The sequence below is a fragment of the Neptuniibacter sp. QD34_54 genome, from assembly GCF_047778055.1.
Classification (GTDB): domain Bacteria; phylum Pseudomonadota; class Gammaproteobacteria; order Pseudomonadales; family Balneatricaceae; genus Neptuniibacter.
In genome coordinates, this window is sequence record NZ_CP180546.1 from 3,389,867 (window position 1) to 3,410,365 (window position 20,499).

The 20,499-nt window shown below is 46.1% G+C and carries 18 protein-coding genes; all 18 read right to left on the minus strand.

What is annotated here, in order from left to right:
- Window position 1: 1 nt before the first annotated feature.
- The 18 genes from parC to rimM all read right to left on the minus strand — a co-directional run bounded on the left by parC (window position 2) and on the right by rimM (window position 20,486).
- Window positions 2-2,281: a DNA topoisomerase IV subunit A gene (gene parC / locus ACMXYP_RS15510; RefSeq protein WP_415882538.1), complete on the minus strand. Its 2,280-nt coding sequence runs from the start codon at window positions 2,279-2,281 to the stop codon at window positions 2-4.
- A gap of 130 nt (window positions 2,282-2,411) precedes the next feature.
- Window positions 2,412-4,304, minus strand: coding sequence for a DNA topoisomerase IV subunit B (gene parE / locus ACMXYP_RS15515; protein WP_415882539.1), 1,893 nt, complete (start codon window positions 4,302-4,304; stop codon window positions 2,412-2,414).
- 52 nt (window positions 4,305-4,356) lie between these two features.
- Window positions 4,357-4,968, minus strand: a complete 612-nt coding sequence (locus ACMXYP_RS15520) for a YqiA/YcfP family alpha/beta fold hydrolase (protein WP_415882540.1) — start codon at window positions 4,966-4,968, stop codon at window positions 4,357-4,359.
- Between the two features lie 59 nt (window positions 4,969-5,027).
- Complete coding sequence (locus ACMXYP_RS15525; protein WP_415882541.1) at window positions 5,028-5,792, minus strand: metallophosphoesterase; 765 nt, start codon at window positions 5,790-5,792, stop codon at window positions 5,028-5,030.
- Complete coding sequence (locus ACMXYP_RS15530; protein WP_415882542.1) at window positions 5,785-6,228, minus strand: DUF1249 domain-containing protein; 444 nt, start codon at window positions 6,226-6,228, stop codon at window positions 5,785-5,787. The genes ACMXYP_RS15525 and ACMXYP_RS15530 overlap by 8 nt, the downstream gene beginning before the upstream one ends.
- Before the next feature lie 27 nt (window positions 6,229-6,255).
- Window positions 6,256-6,876, minus strand: a complete 621-nt coding sequence (locus tag ACMXYP_RS15535; protein ID WP_415882543.1) for an NUDIX domain-containing protein — start codon at window positions 6,874-6,876, stop codon at window positions 6,256-6,258.
- A 138-nt stretch (window positions 6,877-7,014) separates the two neighbouring features.
- Window positions 7,015-8,817 carry an EAL domain-containing protein gene (locus ACMXYP_RS15540; protein WP_415882544.1) on the minus strand — a complete coding sequence of 601 codons (1,803 nt, stop codon included), beginning with the start codon at window positions 8,815-8,817 and terminating at the stop codon, window positions 7,015-7,017.
- A 134-nt stretch (window positions 8,818-8,951) separates the two neighbouring features.
- Complete coding sequence (nfo, locus tag ACMXYP_RS15545) at window positions 8,952-9,821, minus strand: deoxyribonuclease IV (protein WP_415882545.1); 870 nt, start codon at window positions 9,819-9,821, stop codon at window positions 8,952-8,954.
- Between the two features lie 82 nt (window positions 9,822-9,903).
- On the minus strand, window positions 9,904-11,637 hold the full coding sequence (gene recJ / locus ACMXYP_RS15550) for a single-stranded-DNA-specific exonuclease RecJ (protein WP_415882546.1): 1,734 nt from the start codon (window positions 11,635-11,637) through the stop codon (window positions 9,904-9,906).
- The gene (locus tag ACMXYP_RS15555; RefSeq protein ID WP_415882547.1) at window positions 11,637-12,455 is read right to left on the minus strand and encodes a YdcF family protein; all 819 of its coding nucleotides are present in this window, start codon (window positions 12,453-12,455) and stop codon (window positions 11,637-11,639) included. The genes recJ and ACMXYP_RS15555 overlap by 1 nt, the downstream gene beginning before the upstream one ends.
- 91 nt (window positions 12,456-12,546) lie before the next feature.
- Window positions 12,547-13,941 carry a threonine synthase gene (gene thrC, locus ACMXYP_RS15560; RefSeq protein WP_415882548.1) on the minus strand — a complete coding sequence of 465 codons (1,395 nt, stop codon included), beginning with the start codon at window positions 13,939-13,941 and terminating at the stop codon, window positions 12,547-12,549.
- Between the two features lie 12 nt (window positions 13,942-13,953).
- Window positions 13,954-15,255, minus strand: a complete 1,302-nt coding sequence (locus ACMXYP_RS15565) for a homoserine dehydrogenase (RefSeq protein ID WP_415882549.1) — start codon at window positions 15,253-15,255, stop codon at window positions 13,954-13,956.
- 192 nt (window positions 15,256-15,447) lie between these two features.
- Window positions 15,448-16,188, minus strand: a complete 741-nt coding sequence (locus tag ACMXYP_RS15570; RefSeq protein ID WP_415882550.1) for a DsbC family protein — start codon at window positions 16,186-16,188, stop codon at window positions 15,448-15,450.
- Between the two features lie 87 nt (window positions 16,189-16,275).
- Window positions 16,276-17,121, minus strand: coding sequence for a site-specific tyrosine recombinase XerD (gene xerD, locus ACMXYP_RS15575; protein WP_415884685.1), 846 nt, complete (start codon window positions 17,119-17,121; stop codon window positions 16,276-16,278).
- A gap of 105 nt (window positions 17,122-17,226) precedes the next feature.
- Window positions 17,227-18,642, minus strand: coding sequence for a hypothetical protein (locus tag ACMXYP_RS15580; RefSeq protein ID WP_415882551.1), 1,416 nt, complete (start codon window positions 18,640-18,642; stop codon window positions 17,227-17,229).
- A gap of 183 nt (window positions 18,643-18,825) precedes the next feature.
- Window positions 18,826-19,182, minus strand: a complete 357-nt coding sequence (gene rplS / locus ACMXYP_RS15585; protein ID WP_415882552.1) for a 50S ribosomal protein L19 — start codon at window positions 19,180-19,182, stop codon at window positions 18,826-18,828.
- Window positions 19,183-19,199: 17 nt separating this feature from the next.
- Entirely contained in the window at window positions 19,200-19,949 is a 750-nt protein-coding gene (gene trmD / locus ACMXYP_RS15590) for a tRNA (guanosine(37)-N1)-methyltransferase TrmD (RefSeq protein ID WP_415882553.1), read from the minus strand.
- 3 nt (window positions 19,950-19,952) lie between these two features.
- On the minus strand, window positions 19,953-20,486 hold the full coding sequence (rimM, locus tag ACMXYP_RS15595) for a ribosome maturation factor RimM (RefSeq protein WP_415882554.1): 534 nt from the start codon (window positions 20,484-20,486) through the stop codon (window positions 19,953-19,955).
- Window positions 20,487-20,499: the final 13 nt, after the last annotated feature.

A 20,499-nucleotide genomic window follows, 5' to 3' on the forward strand; every position in this document is an offset into this window, starting at 1 on the left:
CTTAATCCTCGCCTTCAGACTGACCTTGCGCGCTGTTATCCACTTCCAAACTATCTACGCGCTGGTAACCGCGCGGTAGCTTGTTACCACGACGGCCTCGCTCACCTCGATAGTGCTCAATATCTGCAGGCTTAAGCTTCAAGTGTTGACGGCCAGCATGCACAAGCAATGTGTCTTCCGGAGAGAACACGGATAAGGCAACCACCAATTCCTCTCGAGCAGAAGCTCTTGCCGATGGAATATTAATAATTTTGTTCCCTTTACCACGTGCCAGTTGTGGTAGTTCAGACACAGGGAATACCAATAAGCGTCCTTCATTTGTCACAGCGGCCAAAAGAGAGCCTTCAACTGAACTCATCGTGATTGGCTGCAAGATCTGAGCGTTTTTAGGCAGGGTTAATGCCGCCTTACCGTTTTTCGTCTTACTAGTCAGATCAGAGATCTTCGCGATAAAGCCATAACCCGCATCAGACGCCATCAAGACTTGATCGTTATCCTTACCTGCAATCGCGGCATCAACCGTGGAACCTTTTGGCAGTGTAATACGTCCTGTTACCGGTTCACCCTGTCCACGGGCGGACGGTAGATTATGGGTTTCGATAGTGAAACTTCGGCCCGTGGTATCTAACAGGAGGGTTGGCTGATTAGTCCTACCCTTACAACTTAGCTTAAAGGCATCGCCGGATTTGTAATTGAGCCCTTCGGCATCAATATCATGACCTTTTGCGGCACGAATCCAGCCCTGCTTAGAGATCACCACTGTTACAGGGTCCGAAGAGAGAAGATCTTTCTCGCTAAACGCCTGAGCTTCTTCACGCTCTACAATAGGCGAACGGCGGTCATCACCGTACTCTTCAGCGGCGTCTTGGATCTCTTTCTTGATCAGCTTACGCATCTTAGCATCAGAACCTAGAATACCTTCCAGCTTCTTACGCTCTTCTTCCAGCTCGTTCTGCTCAGACTGGATTTTAAACTCTTCCAGTTTCGCCAAGTGACGAAGTTTAAGGTCTAGAATCGCATCCGCTTGAATCTCGGTCAGACCAAAGCGTTTAACCAGCTCCGCTTTTGGATCTTCCTCATGACGGATAATCGCAATAACCTCATCAATATTGAGATACGCGACCATCAAACCTTCGAGGATATGTAGGCGATCCAAAACCTTAGCTAAGCGGTGGTTTAAGCGCTTGCGCACAATCTCAGTACGCCAGCTCAGCCACTCAACCAAGATCTGACGGAGGTCTTTAACTTGCGGTTTACCATCCACGCCGATCATGTTCATATTCACACGGTATGTGCGTTCTAGATCAGTAGAAGCAAATAGGTGAGCCATTAACTGCTCGACATCAACACGATTCGAGCGCGGGATAATCACTAGACGCGTTGGGTTTTCGTGATCAGACTCATCACGAAGATCACTTACCATCGGCAGCTTTTTCTGCTGCATCTGAGCGGCGATCTGCTCCAAAATTTTAGCGCCCGATACCTGATGAGGCAGCGCTGTAATAACGATCTCGCCCTGCTCTTTCGTGTATACGGCACGCATACGCACAGAGCCACGTCCTGTTTCGTAAACCTTCTTCAGCTCTCGACGGGAGGTGATGATCTCCGCATCGGTTGGCATATCGGGGCCAGGGACGATCTCGGTAATCTCGTCCAGATCAGCGCGCGGGTTATCTAGCAAGTGAACACAGGCTTGAGCCACTTCACGCAGGTTGTGCGGCAGAATATCGGTCGCCATACCTACGGCAATACCTGTCGTGCCATTCAGCAACACATTCGGCAAACGCGCAGGCAGAATCGCTGGCTCACGCATAGTGCCATCGAAGTTAGGTACCCAATCAACTGTACCTTGGCTGATTTCAGACAGTAAAACTTCGGCATAACGCGCTAAACGGGATTCGGTATAACGCATCGCAGCGAAGGATTTAGGATCATCCGGAGAACCCCAGTTACCCTGACCATCAACCAACGGATAGCGATAACTGAACGGCTGCGCCATCAATACCATCGCTTCATAACAAGCTGAGTCACCATGCGGGTGAAACTTACCTAACACATCACCCACAGTACGTGCTGACTTCTTGTATTTTGCTGACGCTTTTAGACCAAGTTCAGACATCGCATAGATGATGCGACGCTGAACCGGCTTCATGCCGTCACCTACATGAGGCAGGGCACGATCCAAAATTACGTACATAGAGTAATCCAGATACGCTTTCTCGGTAAAATCTTTTAACGCGAGGCGTTCAGTGCCATCTTCGAAGGTTGTTTGTACCGTCATAATTCACATTACACTCGTAATAAGCTCAACTCGCTGCCGTAACACAGACCTAGCAACCAGCTGTAAAAACTATCCTGTTTCTCTGCCTACAGTGACTAATCACAGAGAAAACTCTTGCTACTTTCAACGTCTAAACGTCTGCCAAATTACCTTTGCTCTGCAACCAGTCTTTTCGGTCACCTGAGCGTTTTTTAGCTAACAACATATCCATCACTTCGTTCGTGCCATCACCCGGCTCTACCGTCAGCTGTACAAGACGGCGAGTATCCGGTGACATGGTTGTCTCACGTAGCTGAAGTGGGTTCATCTCACCCAAACCCTTGAAGCGCTGTACGCCGATTTTGGCATTCTTACGATCCGCTTTAATGCGCTCGATAATGCCATCTTTCTCAGCGTCATCCAGTGCGTAAAACACCTCTTTCGCGACATCGATTCGATACAGCGGCGGCATAGCCACATAAACGTGACCAGCAGTAACCAGCGGTTTGAAGTGACGTACGAATAATGCACACAGCAGTGTTGCGATATGTAGACCGTCGGAGTCCGCATCGGCCAGAATACAGATCTTGCCGTAACGCAAACCGTCAAAGTTTTCTGAAGCAGGCTCCACGCCAATCGCTACCGAGATATCATGGATCTCTTGTGAACCTAGCACTTCGCTTGGGTCGACTTCCCAGGTATTCAGGATCTTACCGCGCAAAGGCATGATCGCCTGAAACTCACGCTCACGCGCTTGTTTGGCAGAACCACCCGCAGAGTCACCCTCTACCAGGAACAGTTCGGATTGCATAGCATCGCCACCGGAACAGTCTGCCAATTTACCCGGCAAAGCAGGCCCTTGCGTCACCTTCTTACGCACAACCTTTTTGTTGGAACGCATACGGCGTTGAGCGTTAGAGATAACAACTTCAGCAAGTTGCTCACCTTCTTCTACATGGCGGTTTAGCCATAGAGAGAAAGCATCTTTAATCGTACCGGAGATAAAAGCAGCGATTTCACGAGAAGACAAACGCTCTTTGGTTTGACCGGCAAACTGCGGATCCTGCATTTTTGCAGAGAGGACGTAACAACACTTATCCCAGACATCATCTGCAGTCAGCTTAACCCCACGAGGTAGCAAGTTTCGGAATTCACAGAATTCACGCATCGCTTCAAGTAAGCCCGTACGTAAACCGTTTACATGAGTACCGCCCTGCGCCGTAGGGATCAAGTTCACATAACTTTCGCAGGTCATTTCGCCACCTTCAGGTAGCCACTGCACTGCCCATTCGACTGCGTCTAATTCACCCTGCAAAGAGCCTGAAAATGGTTCAGCAGGTAGTACTTCAAAGACTTGGGTTGTGCCTTTTAAGTAATCAATTAAACCATCTTCATAATACCATTCTTCCTTCTCACGCTTAGCACCGGTCAGATCAGTAAAGGTCACCTTTAGACCTGGGCAAAGGACTGCTTTAGCACGTAGATTATGCTTTAGACGTGAGACACTAAATTTATGGGTATCAAAGTATTTTGGATCAGGTAGGAAACGAACCGTAGTACCAGTGTTACGCTTACCACAGGTATCAATCACTTCTAGATCAGATACTTTTTCACCGTCCGCAAAGCCAATACGATAAACCTGACTGTCGCGACGTACCTGAACTTCTAACAACTTAGATAAGGCATTTACAACCGATACACCAACACCGTGTAAACCACCGGAATAGTTGTAGTTATCGTTGTTAAACTTACCACCCGCATGCAGTTTACACAGGATCAATTCGACCCCGCTGACACCCTGCTCAGGGTGGATATCCACAGGCATGCCTCGACCATCATCGGTCACACTTAAGGACTGATCTTTATTCAGTACAACATCAATCTGTTTAGCATGACCGGCAAGCGCCTCATCCACCGAGTTATCGATGACTTCTTGCGCCAAATGGTTTGGACGATCTGTTTCCGTGTACATACCCGGACGACGTCTAACCGGGTCTAGACCACTAAGAACTTCTATGGAACCAGCGTTGTATTGCTTGGACATCAAATACTTTCCTGTCGCAAAACTTTATCTATGAATCAACGTTTAACGATATTTAAATCGGTTGCGCTTCGGGCAGATCAATTCGCCCTTCTGCAAATGCCAAAATGGCTGGAATCAGGTTCTCAAACTGCTCGAAACCATGACTGCCACCCGGCTGAACAAATTGCGGTGATGCAGAAAATTTCTCTACCGCTTCTCGGTAATCCAATGTTTCATCGGCTGTTTGAGTTAACAACAGGTAAGCCTCTGGCCGCGCAATTTCTTGGCAATTTAACGCCAATAACTGCTCCAGATGCTCCTGTGTAAGCTCGTACTCTTCACCAGAATACAGATTCACATTAGGGCCAAGATACTGAGGCAACAGTTCAAACGGTCTAACCGATGGGTTAATTAAAACCGTACGAACATGATCATAATGTTCGGTTAGCCATGTACTGTAATAACCACCCAGCGAACTTCCTAATAAGATGATTGATCGCTGTTGATTTTGCTCAACAAGAGCGCGTAACTGCTCCATAGCTTCAGCAGGCCAATGGGATAACTCTGGTACCATCAGCTGATCGCCGAGACCTTTACCCTGCAGATATTCGACAAACACCCTCGCCTTCATCGATTGCGGCGAGCTGTTGAAGCCATGAACGTATATATAAAGCGGTGTATTCATTTTCTTCCTCTGGCAAAGAACTTACCGGAGGGGAAAGCAAGGCGCAATAGCCAGTAAAGCTATGCGGGTAATCTAATCACTTGTTGGTTAATTTTCCCACAAGAATAGAGCTGATAACGGCCATAAGCAGGCCCGGCTAGCTTAGGATCATCTTCCACTTCGGAACTATCTTTCTGACCTTTAAACTGCGCAGCAGTCGCAGGCACAGAGAATAGTTGAATATCCCCTCTCTGAAGCACCCAGCTTTGATGCACATGACCAAAGATAACGCCTTTCACTTGTGGATAAGGTCCAACAATTTGCCAAAACTGATCAGCATTACCTAAACAGATCTCATCCTGCCATCGGCTTTTTACAGACACAGGATGGTGATGCAGAACTAATAGCACATGTTGATCAGGCGCTGTCTGGCTTAATTCAGTTTTTAAAAAGGCCAATTCTGGCTCAGAAAGCGAACCACTTCCTTTGCCATCGGGATTTGAACTGCTATCTAGAAAGATCAGTTTCCAACCATCGAATGTTTTTACCCGCGCAGCTAACTCTGTACCGGTAAAACGCGCCATCTCCTCTGTCAGATCATGATTACCGGGAATCCAGTAACTTGGGTAAGAAAGCTGATCGACATAAGAAACCAAACGGTCATAAGCCTTAGGTGCGTGATGTGTCAGATCGCCAGTGAGTAACAAGGCATCAGCAGATTGAGATTCAATCTCCGATATCACTTGTTGAAAGCGCTGCTCGACATTTACACCTTTCAACAACATATCTGGTTCTTGTTGCAGGTGCATATCACTGACTTGAAGCAGAGTAATGGTTTCAGCCACTGAATACGGGTTCCATGCTGTGGCCGTGGTTTAAGCATTCGCTCAACCACTCACCCAGATATTCATTTAGCTGAATTTTCTCATCAGGCAGGTGCATATTTTTATTTGGATAGGGATAAACACCGGAGAGCTGCTTACGACGCTGCATACAGATTACCTCAGCCATGCCAGCATCGTGGTATAGGCGCACCACTAGACCTGGAGCTTCTAGCCATGGTGAACTCGATTCAAAGCGATGGCTAATCAACAAAGTGGTCGTGTATTTGAACCGCTCATCAACCTGCAGGCGCAGATAGGCAGTATGTTCAGGCCAACTCACCTGAAACTCGCGTTCATCACAGTCATCCAGATCCGGTAATAGCTTCATAATACGAGCATAGTTAGCCTCGCAATGCGCCATCTGCCGAGTTAGATCTGGAATATATTTCCGCTTCATCTGCCTATCCGATTTATCGTTTACTACTTACTGCCAACGCTGATCGAGCGCTGACTTATTTAACTGTAGCCACTGCAGAGCAATTATCGCAGGGGCATTATTAATTATACCTTGTTGTACTAATTCAAAGGCATCTTCCACAGGAATAACATGCACTTTGATATCTTCGCCCTCTTCAGGCAAACCATGAATGCCTTCGACACCACTGGAATCCACCTGAGCACAAAGTAGATCAATATACTCTCGCGTTGCTCCAGTGCTCGGTGAGAAACGGGTGATGTGCTTGATCTCACCTAGCTGCGCCCCCGCTTCTTCGACTGCTTCACGGCGAGCGACATCTTCAGTGGTTTCACCTTTCTCGACAATACCTGCCACCAGCTCCAGCAACCAAGGCCCATCAGGGCTATCGAACGCACCTACACGGAACTGCTCAATCAAAACAACCGATTGTTTAACCGCATCATAGAGCAGCGCACATACAGCATCGTCACGGTAAAACAGCTCACGCTGGATCTCTATCTCACTGCCAGCGAAGGTTTTGTGCCGCAGATAGAGTTTGTGCATTTGAAAGAAACCATCGTACAGGGTTTCTTGTTTATCGATGTTGAAATCTTTTTGACCAAAACTTGGTTGCCATTTTTCAGACATGTGCTGTTCCTGTCATTGACTAGCGAATAACTCACTATATCAATTAACCAGCTCATCAAGCCAATTGATCAAGACATTTAGAAATGAAGGATTGGAGAGGTTAGCCCTGAGTAACAGGGCTAGGATAGAAATTTAAGCTTACGCAAAGCACCTTAAGCTATCGGCTACCGATGTAGTAATACAACGCCGACGGGATACAAACATAGCGCTCTCAGCAGACTTTTTAGCTTCTTTTTTAGCCATTGCTGCAAGCTCCGCCACCTCATGAAAGCTGTTACAACAGCAAGGATCAGGGTGAACAACACCGACAGCTAAGCCCAAAAATGAGAAAAAAGTTCGGTTATTTTGACGATCACTCGCCCAGATTCCGCCCGCTTTGAGATCCGCATCGCAGTAGAACCCTTTTACCGCTTTATCGAACTCGCGAATGATCCGCTCACAACTCAACTGCCAATCAGGTGAGCGATAGATCACAACAAAGTCATCGCCCCCCACATGGCCGATGAAATTTGAATCATAAGAGGCGTGTTGTACCAGCAATTCACCCAACAAACGAATCACCTGATCCCCTTTGGAATAACCGTAACAATCGTTAAAGGGCTTAAAGTTATTCAAGTCGAAATAAGCGACATGAAAGTCAGCCGATTGGTTAAGCAACGCATCTACTTCGTTATTGATCGGGACATTACCCGGCAAAAGCGTCAGCGGGTTAGCATATTGCGCATTTTGCACTTTGAGTTCGGTCAATCGCTTCAACAGATCTCGTACATTACCCATACCAACATAAAGATCGTTCTGAGTAATAATCAAATCCTGCTGGATCTCATTCTGTTCATGCTCTGTGATAAGCCGAGAGACTTCATCCAAGCTCATCCCTGCATCCACAATAAGCACGTCATGAGACAAGATCCGCTCGACCGGTTTTGTACCATAAAGCGCTCGACCATATTGGGTAGAGAACAGCTCAAACAAACTGGACCTTCTCACTACACCTTGAGGTACGCCTTCATGCACAACCGGTAGAGAGCTTACTTCGGGGTGCGTTCTAAATAGGTCACTCACCGACAGCACAGTATCTTGAATGGAAACAGTTGGAGCATTGCGTAATAGCGAATGAGCCGTCTCACAGTTCTCAACTCGAGGAGCATTTGCAGATTCGTAGACATCAACAACAGGAGGCTCTACTGTTTGCGGCTCTGGGCTTGGATAACCAAGGTAAAAACCTTGGCCAATATTGATCCCCAGCTCTTTGATCGTTTTGACTTCTTCTTGACGTTCAATCCCTTCAGCAATGACTTTGCAGCCCATGGTATTACTGATGTTGTAGATCGAGCGTACGAACTCACGTTTTACCGGATCACTATCAATATCAGAGATAAAATGGCGATCAATTTTGACGTATTCAGGCTTTAGCTCTGACCACAATTTCAAGCCGGAGTAACCTGTCCCCAAATCATCTACCGCAACTTGGAAACCCATATTTCGGTAATGCTCAACGGCAGCATGAGTCAGGCCTTGTTGATCAAATGGGTGCTGTTCAGAAAGCTCTATGACGATATCTTGAATTGAGATACCTAACTCTTGTAACAGTTCAGCCGTAAAACCTTCTGTGTGTTCTGGCGTCCCTAACAAAGACGCACTGATATTAAGAAAGAGTTGCCCACCTGGGTTCAACTCAGCAAATGCTTCAAGGGATTTTCGTCGTGATAGCAACTCAAGTGTGTGTAACAAGTTGTTTTCAATGGCTGTCTGAAACAATGCGCCAGGCGAAGCCATAACCGTGCCCGCAGGCCCGCGGATTAAGGCCTCATGACCAATAACAACATTGTTTTTTAAATCCACAATTGGCTGAAAATGTGGATAAAGTGATTCTGACTCTAAAATATCGAAAAGATACTTACGACGTGACTCAGCATCGACCTCATTTGTTGCAAGCAACATACTTACTCACCTGTGATGCACTATTCTTAGACGCACAGGCTAGCTAGAAAGGATGACACTTAAGTGACAAACGCGAAAATATCTACCATTTATATGAGTATTCAGATATACAACCGCCTAAATATTAGACAATTCTAATCAAAATCACCCAACGTAAACTGACGCAGCATCTGAATTTCTTCAGCCCAGATCGTCTCATCAATGGTTTCTAGTACTAATGGGATCCCACGAAAGCGATCATCACGCATAATGAATTTAAAGACCTCGAGACCAATTTCTCCCTGACCTAGACTGTGATGGCGATCCAAGCGCGAGTTTAAACCACCTTTAGAGTCATTCAGGTGCATCCCTTTAAGGTATTCAAAACCGACGATCTTGGCGAAGTCTTCAAAGACCTCAGCACAGCTCTCTTGGGTACGAATATCATAGCCAGCCGCAAACATGTGACAGGTATCGATACACACACCAACACGATTTTTATCTTCTACTTGATCAATAATGGCGGCTAACTGTTCAAAGCTAAATCCAAGGTTACTTCCTTGGCCTGCTGTATTCTCAATTACCGCCACAACGGATTCAGTTTGCGCAATTGCCCAGTTAAGAGACTCAGCAATTTTAGCAATACACTCCTCTTCACTGATTTTGCGCAGATGACTCCCCGGATGAAAATTAAGATAAACCAAGCCCAACTGCTCACAACGCTGCATCTCATCTAAGAAAGCATCACGAGACTTCTGCAATGCGTCCTCTTCCGGGTGTCCTAGATTTATCAAATAGGAATCATGAGGAAGGATCTGTTCTGGCTTAAAATTTAACGCTGCACAGTTTTTCTTAAACGACGCGATCGTCTTCGAATCTAAAGGCTTTGCCACCCAACGTCGCTGATTTTTAGTAAATAGAGCAAATGCATTCGCTTCAATTTCTTTAGCATTAAGCGGGGCGTTTTGCACACCTCCACTGGCGCTCACATGCGCACCAACGTAGTAAGGCAGTAGATCAGACATCAATTATTCACTTCAGTGTAGATAGGAAACCAGTCATTCAGCTGCTTCCAATTAAGAATCAAAAATAGAGGCAGCAACGATACTACTCAGGCAGTAGATGATCCACCAGCATTTGCACCGATCGTTTACCACGGAACTCATTTACATCCAAACGGTATACGGCTCGGACTTGAGTAATATCCTGATCTGGCCAGACTTCCATATCGGCGTTAAACTGAATCGCATCAACAGCTAAACCAGAAATCGGCTCCATCAACACCATTTTCAGATGTCTTTGACCAACCACTCGTTGCTGGATCAAGGTAAATTGGCCATCAAACAGCGGTTCAGGGAACTGATGCCCCCATGGACCGGCATCACGTAACAGCTCTGCTAACTCGATCGTCATATCTGCAGCGGTAAGCTCACCATCGGTTAACACCTCTTGCTGGAGGTCTGATTCACTTAATTGGCGTCTAACCTCTTCATCAAAAGCGTTTTGAAACAGCTCTAGTTCTGTAGCTTTGATAGTTAAGCCAGCAGCCATGGCATGACCACCAAACTTACGCAAAAGCGATGGATACCTTGCAGCAATGGCATCTAAACCGTCTCGCACATGGAAGCCCGGAATCGATCGTGCAGAGCCTTTTAATTCACCCTCATCACCTTGAGCAAAGGCAATCACTGGGCGGTGCGTTCGATCTTTAATTCGAGAAGCCAGAATACCTATTACCCCTTGATGCCACTCGGGCTCATACAGAGATAGACCGTACGGCAGCTGCGCAGAGTCTAATTGCAGCTTATCCAGCAGGTCGAGCGCTTGTTGCTGCATCTCCTGCTCTATTCCCTTACGCTCCTGATTGAGGTCGTTCAGTGTAGCGGCTAGATCTTTAGCTTTCTGCTCCGACTCGGTCAACAAACACTCGATACCGATCGACATATCTTCCAGGCGGCCAGCTGCATTCAAGCGTGGCGCAATAGCAAAGCCAAGGTCGGACGAAGCCACTTTATGCTGCTGACGGCCTGATAACTCGATTAACGCTTTAAGGCCTGGGCGACAGCGCCCCGCTTTGATACGCTGAAGACCTTGATGAACCAGCACACGATTGTTTTGCTCTAAAGGAACAACATCCGCAACCGTTCCTAAAGCAACAAGGTCTAAGAGCGAACCTAAATTAGGACTCGGCAACCCGTTTAAATTAAACCAATCTTTTTGCTGTAACATTCGGCGCAGCGCAATCATCACATAAAAGATCACACCAACACCGCAGGTAGATTTAGCCGTAAACTGACAATCAGGCTGATTAGGGTTGACGATGGCACAAGCTGCAGGAAGCTCCTTACCAGCCAAATGGTGATCCGTAACGATCACATCTAAACCCGCAGCATTCGCCACAGCAACGCCCTCGATACTCGAAATACCATTATCGACGGTTATCAATAGATCAGGAGATTGTTTCAGGGCTTCCGCTACAATCTCTGGACTTAAGCCATAGCCATATTCAAAACGGTTAGGCACCAGATAGCCAACCTCTGCCACGCCCATCATCCGTAGCGCTAAAACAGCAACTGAGGTACTGGTCGCACCATCACAGTCAAAATCACCAATAATTAAGACTTTTTCGCGATGCTCTAATGCCCTAACTAAACGGTTAACGGCTCCATCTATACCTGCCAAGCCGCTATCGGGCAAAAGCTCATTCAAGCTCCTGCCAAGCCCTTGCAGATCATGCACTCCACGTGATGCATAGATACGGGCTAAAACTGGATTTACCTGCTGAAACACAGGTACAGATGTATCGACCTGCGGCCTCGGTGAAATGCTTAACTGCTTCATTAGTTCTCTAATTCAATGGTGCTAACAGGTGCAGGGAACAACACGTCTGTTTTCTCAGTGTAGTGGTATGCCAACAGCCCTATCCACTCCCTTACAGCAGTGTTTAGGCCATTCATATTTGTATTTAGATCAGGCGTAAAGCGTATTGTACCGGCCCGATAATCAACAGGGAAAGGGATTACATCAATCCCCGCTTTACGATACACACCAACCGAACGCGGCATATGGAAGGCTGATGTTACCAACAGCCACTTACCTTCGACCTTCCCCTCAGTATTCGCGATCAAATCCTTGGTATAGATGGCATTTTGAAAAGTATTTCGCGAATCTCGCTCGATCATTACACGCGATCCCATACCCTGTTGATGCAACCACTGTTTAGCTACATCTCCTCCTCTAAATTCAGGCGCTAGAATGGAGCCAGAGCCCCCAGTAAAAACAACTTTAGCTTCAGGGTAACGCAACATTAAGCCCGGTAGTGCCATTAAACGGTCTGCAGCTTGGTTAAACTCCGGCCATTGCTTACTGGAGGACATCTCCGCATTTTCGCCACCACCAAGAACAATGATCCCAGCGATAGGTTCTTTAATTTCGGATAATACAGGCTGTGGAAATCGCTGCTCTAACGGCTCTAGCAGATAGTTAGCCAATGGATATACGCTGATTGTCAGCATGGCCAAAACAGAAGTCCAGACCATAAATACGCCCAAGGCTCGGCGCCACAAGAACAGGCCAAACAGCAACATTAGCAGCAAAAGGTGATCCGGTTGCGCGACAAACCATAAGATCTTTGAGAGAAGAAAAAACTGATCAGCCATGTCCATAGGCCCCTGTATTATTATTTTTCTGTCAGACACAAAAAACCCGACGTTAACGTCGGGTTTTGAGAATATCACATCTGATTAATAGTTACTCAGTGTGTACATGACTCGCAACATACTGCTGGACAGTATTCAGATCATTATCTAACACTTCTAGCTTCTCTTCACGTTCGAACAGATCAGCCATATGTGCAGGCAGTTGCGGTGCATCCAAACCCGCTTTAACCACTGGCTCAGGGAATTTAACCGGATGTGCTGTTGATAGAGTAATCATTGGCACTGATTGATCACGGTTACATTCACGACCAGCTTTAACACCAATCGCTGTATGTGGGTCTAGAAGATATTCTGTCTCTTCGAATACCTGCTTGATCACATCACAGGTTGTCTCATCATCGACTGCATAGCTATCGAATAGTTCGCGAACTTTTTCCCAACGTGCAGGATCTAGTTCTACAGACTCTTTCGAGAAGCGTGCCATTAGATCACTGATCTCTTCACCATTACGGCCGTATACATCAAACAGCATACGCTCAAAGTTAGAAGACACCATGATATCCATAGATGGAGATAGCGTGTGAACCAACTCACCTTTAGACATGTCGTTACCGGATATAACACGGTGCAGAATGTCATTTTTGTTAGTTGCAACAACTAGCTGCTTAACCGGCAAGCCCATCTGCTTTGCCAAGTAACCTGCGAAGATATCGCCAAAGTTACCTGTAGGTACAGAGAAGCTTACTTCACGGTGAGGACCACCCACAGCCAAAGAAGCAGAGAAGTAGTAAACGATCTGAGCCATGATACGCGCCCAGTTGATCGAGTTTACTGCACCCAGCTTCATGCCTTTCAGGAAGTCCTGATTAGCAAAGCTGTCTTTAACCATCTGTTGGCAATCATCAAAGTTACCTTCCAGCGCGATATTAAAGACATTGTCTTTAATGATCGTCGTCATCTGACGACGCTGAACTTCTGATACGCGGTTATGCGGATGCAGAATAAAGATATCTAGGTGCTTGCTGTGGCAGCAGCCTTCGATCGCAGCAGAACCCGTGTCACCGGAAGTTGCTCCCATGATCACTAAGTGTTCGCCACGTTTCTCCAGTGCATAGTCCATCAAACGGCCTAGCAACTGCAGTGCGAAGTCTTTAAACGCTAGTGTCGGGCCGTGGAACAGTTCCAGAACCCACTCGTTAGTACCTAGCTCTTTCAACGGTGCTACAGCGATGTGATTGAAACCCGCATAGGTTTCATCAATCATCTTTTTAAGATCAGCATCGTCGATGCAATCATCAACGAATGGCTTAATTACATTGTAAGCAAGCTCGTTGTACGGCAAACCAGCCCAAGAAGCGATCTCTTCTTTGCTAAATGTTGGCAGTGTTTCTGGTACGTATAGACCACCATCACTTGCCAAACCAGCCAGCAAAACCTCTTCAAAGTTCATTGCCGGAGCCTGTCCCCGGGTAGAGATATATTTCACGGGGTTTACTCCTTAACTATCAAAGTGCTCAGCACGGATACGTGTAACCGAACCATTGATTTCATCTAATGCTTCGATCTGAGCGATTGCATCATTCACTTTCTGCTCAAGAACAGACTGAGTCAGGATGATAACTGGCACCTGATCTTCAGTAGTTTCTTTCTGGATGATCGCTTCGATATTGATATCTTGCGCACCTAGGATGCTAGAGATCTTAGCTAGCACACCTGGTTTCTCCTGTGCGTTCATGCGCAGGTAGTAAGCAGATTCAGTTTGCTCGATTGGCAGAATCGGCGCATCAGATAGCTCAGTTGGCTGGAAAGCCAAGTGAGGTACACGGTTGTCACGATCAGCGGTTAGCGTACGAACAACATCAACGATATCAGCAACTACAGCAGAGGCTGTAGGTTCAGCACCCGCCCCTGCTCCGTAGTACATAGTCTGACCAACTGCATCGCCGTCAACTAGAACTGCGTTCATTACGCCGTTTACGTTAGCGATTAGCGCTGACTCAGGGATCAGTGTTGGGTGAACACGCAACTCAACACCATTGTCAGTGCGGCGAGTGATACCTAGATGCTTGATACGGTAGCCTAGCTCTTCAGCATACTGCACATCTTCACGTGTAATTTTGCTAATGCCTTCAGTGAATGCTTTTTCAAACTGCAGCGGTACACCAAACGCCAAAGACGCAAGAATGGTTAGTTTGTGAGCAGCATCGATACCTTCGACATCGAACGTTGGATCCGCTTCTGCGTAACCAAGCTCTTGTGCTTCTGCCAACACATCTTCAAATGCACGACCTTTGTCACGCATTTCAGTCATGATGAAGTTACCAGTGCCGTTGATGATACCTGCCAACCAGTTGATCTTGTTTGCAGAAAGGCCTTCACGGATCGCTTTGATGATCGGAATACCGCCCGCAACAGATGCTTCGAACGCAACCATTACGTTCTTCTTCTGAGCCGCTTCAAAGATTTCGTTACCATGAACCGCAATCAGTGCTTTGTTCGCAGTTACAACGTGCTTACCGTGCTCAATCGCTGTCAAAACCAGCTCTTTAGCAACGTCGTAGCCACCGATCAGTTCAACGACAACATCGATTTCTGGATTTTTAGCTACAGCAAAAATATCGTTGGTAATCTGAGTGCCTTTGGTATCGCAATCTGGGTTTGTGTCGCGAGCACCAACCTCTTCAACAATAATCTTGCGGCCTGCTCGACGAGCAATCTCTTCCGCATTGCGCTTCAGCACATTAAATGTGCCACCACCGACTGTACCTAGTCCGCAGATACCAACTTTAACCGGTTTCAAACCTGCACCTCGCATGCTGTTGAACTAAAAAAAACCGCGATAGCCTCTTTTTATCAGGCAATTACCGCAATCTACAAAAAATAAGGCGGGTATTATAGCCAAAACAAGGCAATAGCTCTATCTCTGAGCCCATTATGACCCAACAAATAAAAAAGGAGGCCATATAGCCTCCTTCTCAGTAACCGCAGTGGGTTATTTTTCAAGATCCAACAGGTTAACCAACTGCTGCGCTGGTGCATAACCCGGGTACAAACGACCATCTTCAAAAATAATTGCAGGCGTACCTGTCACACCGACAGACTGCCCCAACTGCAGCTGATCTAATACAGGGTTATCACAAGTCTTAACTGCTGGGCGAATGCCTGATTTAGCTTGATCCATAGCTTGACGACGGCCTTCAGCACCTTCAGCACACCAAATTGATACCATGCTTTTAAAAGTGCCTGTACCTGTTCCATTACGAGGGTAAGCCAAGTAATTAACTTGAACGCCTTGCTCATTCAGAGCAGGAATCTCTGCATGCAGTTTACGGCAATATGGACAATCTACATCTGTAAAGATATTCACAGTCGCTTTTACTTCACCCTTAGGCTTATAAACAACTAACTGTTCTTCATCTAGATCAGCCATCTGAACTTTGCGCTGCGCACTTTTCTTACGTTCGGTCAGATCAACAAACCCTTCTTTGTCAGTGAAGCGATAGAGTTTACCAATAAGAAAGTATTCACCCTTGTCATCGGCATATAGCACTTCACCACTATTTAACTCGACTTCACGCAATCCAGTTAAAGGCGCATCGCCAATCTCTTTCACAACGATTCGAGCATCTACTTTTTTAAGGTTCTGCTCGATAAGCCCTTCAGCTTCTGCTGCCATTACTGATGTCGCCACACACGCCCAAAGGCAAGCAAACGTTTTAAATAAGTTTTTCATAAAATTTCCAAATCTAATAAAGCTCAGACTTATCCCAATACCAAGAAGAGACTCTCGATCTCACGAAAAGTTCCACAGTCTAGCAGATTAACCTCGCGGGTGATGCTGCTGATGCAAGGATTGCAGTCGCTGTTGTGCTACATGGGTATAGATCTGCGTGGTTGATAGATCACTGTGGCCCAACAACATCTGAACTACACGTAGATCAGCACCATGATTGATCAAATGAGTTGCAAAAGCGTGTCTCAAAACGTGTGGTGATAATGGTTTATCAATACCTGCGGTTAAGGCATGACGTTTGACTCGATGCCAAAAAGTTTGCCGCGTCATCTGCTGACCGCGTCTACTTGGAAACACTACATCACCAACCTCTTCACCCATTAAAAGAGGGCGTACTTGTGCATCGTAGCGCTTCACCCAACTAATAGCCTCATCACCTAAGGGCACAAGGCGCTCTTTACCGCCTTTACCCATGACGCGAATCACCCCCTGATTAAGATTCATTTCATGGACTTTCAGAGAGACCAATTCAGAAACACGCAATCCAGTTGCATATAGAACCTCCAGCATCGCGCGATCTCTAAACTGCACTGGATCATTTAGCTCTGGTGCCTCTAGCAAAGCTTCGACATCGGCCTCAGTTAAGGTTTTTGGCAGACTTCGACCTTTTTTCGGGCTTTGAATGAGTAGCACAGGGTCTTCCTCTATCTCCCCTTCTCGAAGGAGATATCGGTACAAGCCTCGCAAGCAGGATAACATTCTGGAAGTTGAGCTCGGCCTTAACCGTTCTTTTACTCGCCACCCAAGGTAAGCTTGTATATCGGCCTTTGTACAAGTAAGTAAACGAACTGCATTGGGACGTAGCCAAATGGCAAACTGAGTTAGATCACGTCGGTAAGACGCTAAGGTATTATCACTTAATCCCTTCTCCATCCAAATCGCATCTAGATAGGTATCAATTAACTGCGCATCCTTGGGATTCACAGTCTCAGCCTCACGTTTTGCTACCACTTATACTCCAAACGTCAGACCAACGTACTAATGATACAACTGCGCACTTTGAATTTTATCGTAAGCCATCGGGTAAGTTGCTGTGCCACGACCACTAACGACTCGGTGCTCAACGGTAATGACCTTATCGGTTACAGCGACTAACCGTCCCTCTACTTTCTGACCAAAGTAAGTGTAGAGAATCACTGATTTCCCGATATGAGCTTCTAATTCCGTCACATCGATATCTTTGAAAGACTTTTCATATTCGATTTTAGGCTTCGGCTTCGGAAAAGGCTTTATTGCAGAACCCGGTTTCAGTTCTTCTGCAACCGCATCTACTGGCTCAGTCGCTTGAACCTCGTCACCCAATACAAATTCTGGTGTTTCCTGAGGCTTCATAAGCTCTTCAAGTAAACGCTCCCCTTCCAGATCGGGTTCGGCCCAATCCAATCCATCCAAAGAAACATGCTTTTTGCTGAATTCAACATAGGGATTTAACTCACGCACAAGATCACTAGGTGTTTGAATCGACGCTAAGGACTGAACACCAAAACCTTTAGGCACATCCACACGTAGATAAATAGAACCACTAGGAGCATTTAAACCATCTAATGCTGTAAGAAGATCATCAGGAATTTTCCAACCTTCATACTTCAAACGCTTTGAAAGAAGGGATTTATAACGTTCCCTATATTGTTTAACTGGCTCTTTGTTTAGGCCAGCACAAAACTTATTACGCTTTTTGTTATAACCCCGATCAAAATATCGAGCTTCAAAATGCTTTAGTTGTGGCTGAGCAAACACGATAGACTGCATATTCAGTGCATCGCTCGCAACTTTGAGCACCAACGACATACTCATATTCGCGACCTGCTTTGTTCTACTTTGCAGATCAAAATTAAGCTCTTTATCTACTGAATCGAAATGATACTGAAAGGAAGCATCCGTGTTCAGTACACCATAGCCCATTTTACGGACCTCAGGCAGACCTATAAATTCCAAACCGCCACAAGCTAAAGCATCATAACCAGATCCAGCATTACGCTGAGAATCTAATGCAATTCGCCCCCAATCCTGTATATATCCGCTGTTCAGGTTTATATCGATACCTTTGATATCAACATTGAAGGCATCAGGTAGCTCACCCTTCGAGAGCTTTTCTTCCAATTCAAGAACAAAGCCCCATGAAGGCGCCTTCAGTACTGCCGACTGAACACCAATTTTACCTTCAGAGCCGGTTGGTACAAATGAAATACCTTTAAGCCCTACCTGAGCTTCAACAAGATCGATATGAATATCTTGATAACTCATTGCTGCAAAAGGCGCGATATCCTTTGCAAAGTTTTCCGCTGCAGCAGAGACTTTCCACCAGACAAAACCATACACACCAGCAAACAAGGCAATCGGCGCACAAATTACTGCCAGCACAGCTGCAATTTTTTTAATTACATTAACTTGCATAAAACCTAGCTCCGAAAGCTCTCCCTCTATGCACGGAACTCTAATGATAGTTGTTATTATGGGTGGGAATTGGCAAATCTGTCCAACCCTTTATCTATCCAATTGATACTTCTCAATTATTAAGCACAAAACAAAAACAAAAAAAGCGGCATAAAGCCGCTTTTTTTAAGAGAGAAAGGAGAATTAACCCAACTTCTCTTTGATACGTGCAGACTTACCGCTACGCTCACGTAGGTAGTAAAGTTTAGCCTGGCGAACATCACCACGACGCTTAACTTCAATGCTATCTACAGTAGTGCTGAACGTCTGGAATGTACGCTCAACGCCAACACCGTGAGAGATCTTACGAACTGTGAATGCAGAGTTCACACCACGGTTACGCTTACCTAGAACAACGCCTTCAAATGCCTGTAGACGTGTACGGTTGCCTTCTACTACTTTTACCTGAACTACAACAGTATCACCTGGTGCGAATTCTGGTACTTCTTTGTTCATTTGTTCAGCTTCAAGCTGCTGAATAATTAGGTTTTTGCCGCTCATCGCTTGCTCCTAAACATTCAACCTTCGGACCCTTGGGTCTCCCGGATAAAATCGGTTAACAATGACTTTTGTTCAGCGTCCAACTCAAGATTTTCCAGCAAATCAGGCCGGCGTTGCCAGGTTCTTCCTAATTGCTGCTTCAGACGCCAACGTCTGATCTCTTTATGATTGCCGCTCAACAACACTTCAGGCACTTGCATATCGTCGAACTGTTCTGGTCGAGTGTAGTGAGGACAGTCTAGCAAACCATCATGAAAAGAATCTTCGGTAGCCGAATCCTGATGCCCTAAGACGCCAGGTACTAAACGAGAAACAGCATCAATCATAGTCATGGCCGGCAATTCACCGCCACTGAGGACAAAATCCCCTAACGACCATTCTTCATCAATTTCCGTTTCTATCAGGCGTTCATCAATACCTTCATAACGCCCTGCCACCAGAATCAACCTCTCACGAGAAGCTAGTTCCTGTACTCCCTTATGATCCATACGCCGGCCCTGCGGTGAAAGATAAATAACTTTAGCTTCTCCACCCGCAGCAGCTTTTGCTGCATGAATAGCATCCCTTAGAGGTTGAACTTTCATCAACATCCCTGGGCCGCCACCATAAGGTCGGTCATCCACAGTTTTATGCTTATCGTGTGCAAAGTCTCTAGGACTCCAGCACTGCATCTGTATCAAACCATTTTTCACCGCTTTACCTGTTACGCCGTAGCAACGAATTGCATCAAACATTTCAGGAAAGAGTGTCACCACCCCGAACCACATGGTTCAGAACTCTGGGTCCCAATCGACCCACATAGTACCTGTTTCCAAGTCAATCTTTTTAATCACCTGATCAGGAAGGTAAGGCAACAGACGCTCTTTTTGATCAATGCTATCTGCTGTGCCTTTTACCACCAGCACATCATTTGCACCGGTTTCCATCAGGCGAACCACCTTGCCTAACAATTGGTCAGACTCGGTATAAACTAATAGGTTTTGCAACTGACTCCAGTAGTATTCTCCCTCTTCCAAAACTGGAAGCTGGCTTGAATCTACCGCAATATCGTAACCACAATATTTAGCGGCGATATCACGATCATCTACTCCTGCCAATTTAGCTATCAGACCTTTACCATGACGCTTGCTGGCTTCAACCTCTACAGGCTTTAATACACCATCAATTTTTAATAGCCACGGTTTGTAATTGAAAACGTTCTCCATTGGATCGGTGTGCGAGTAAACTTTTACCCAGCCTTTGACCCCATAGACCGCAGTAATTTTTCCGACAATGAGTTGTTCATTATTTGGATTACTGCCCATTTTCAATCCTGAT

Coding starts and splice junctions, on each gene's coding strand:
- parC (WP_415882538.1), bottom strand. CDS start 2,281: ATGACGGTACAAACAACCTTCGAAGATGGCACTGAACGCCTCGCGTTA.
- parE (WP_415882539.1), bottom strand. CDS start 4,304: ATGTCCAAGCAATACAACGCTGGTTCCATAGAAGTTCTTAGTGGTCTA.
- ACMXYP_RS15520 (WP_415882540.1), bottom strand. CDS start 4,968: ATGAATACACCGCTTTATATATACGTTCATGGCTTCAACAGCTCGCCG.
- ACMXYP_RS15530 (WP_415882542.1), bottom strand. CDS start 6,228: ATGAAGCGGAAATATATTCCAGATCTAACTCGGCAGATGGCGCATTGC.
- ACMXYP_RS15535 (WP_415882543.1), bottom strand. CDS start 6,876: ATGTCTGAAAAATGGCAACCAAGTTTTGGTCAAAAAGATTTCAACATC.
- ACMXYP_RS15540 (WP_415882544.1), bottom strand. CDS start 8,817: ATGTTGCTTGCAACAAATGAGGTCGATGCTGAGTCACGTCGTAAGTAT.
- nfo (WP_415882545.1), bottom strand. CDS start 9,821: ATGTCTGATCTACTGCCTTACTACGTTGGTGCGCATGTGAGCGCCAGT.
- recJ (WP_415882546.1), bottom strand. CDS start 11,637: ATGAAGCAGTTAAGCATTTCACCGAGGCCGCAGGTCGATACATCTGTA.
- ACMXYP_RS15555 (WP_415882547.1), bottom strand. CDS start 12,455: ATGGCTGATCAGTTTTTTCTTCTCTCAAAGATCTTATGGTTTGTCGCG.
- ACMXYP_RS15570 (WP_415882550.1), bottom strand. CDS start 16,188: ATGAAAAACTTATTTAAAACGTTTGCTTGCCTTTGGGCGTGTGTGGCG.
- xerD (WP_415884685.1), bottom strand. CDS start 17,121: ATGGAGAAGGGATTAAGTGATAATACCTTAGCGTCTTACCGACGTGAT.
- ACMXYP_RS15580 (WP_415882551.1), bottom strand. CDS start 18,642: ATGCAAGTTAATGTAATTAAAAAAATTGCAGCTGTGCTGGCAGTAATT.
- rplS (WP_415882552.1), bottom strand. CDS start 19,182: ATGAGCGGCAAAAACCTAATTATTCAGCAGCTTGAAGCTGAACAAATG.
- trmD (WP_415882553.1), bottom strand. CDS start 19,949: ATGTGGTTCGGGGTGGTGACACTCTTTCCTGAAATGTTTGATGCAATT.
- rimM (WP_415882554.1), bottom strand. CDS start 20,486: ATGGGCAGTAATCCAAATAATGAACAACTCATTGTCGGAAAAATTACT.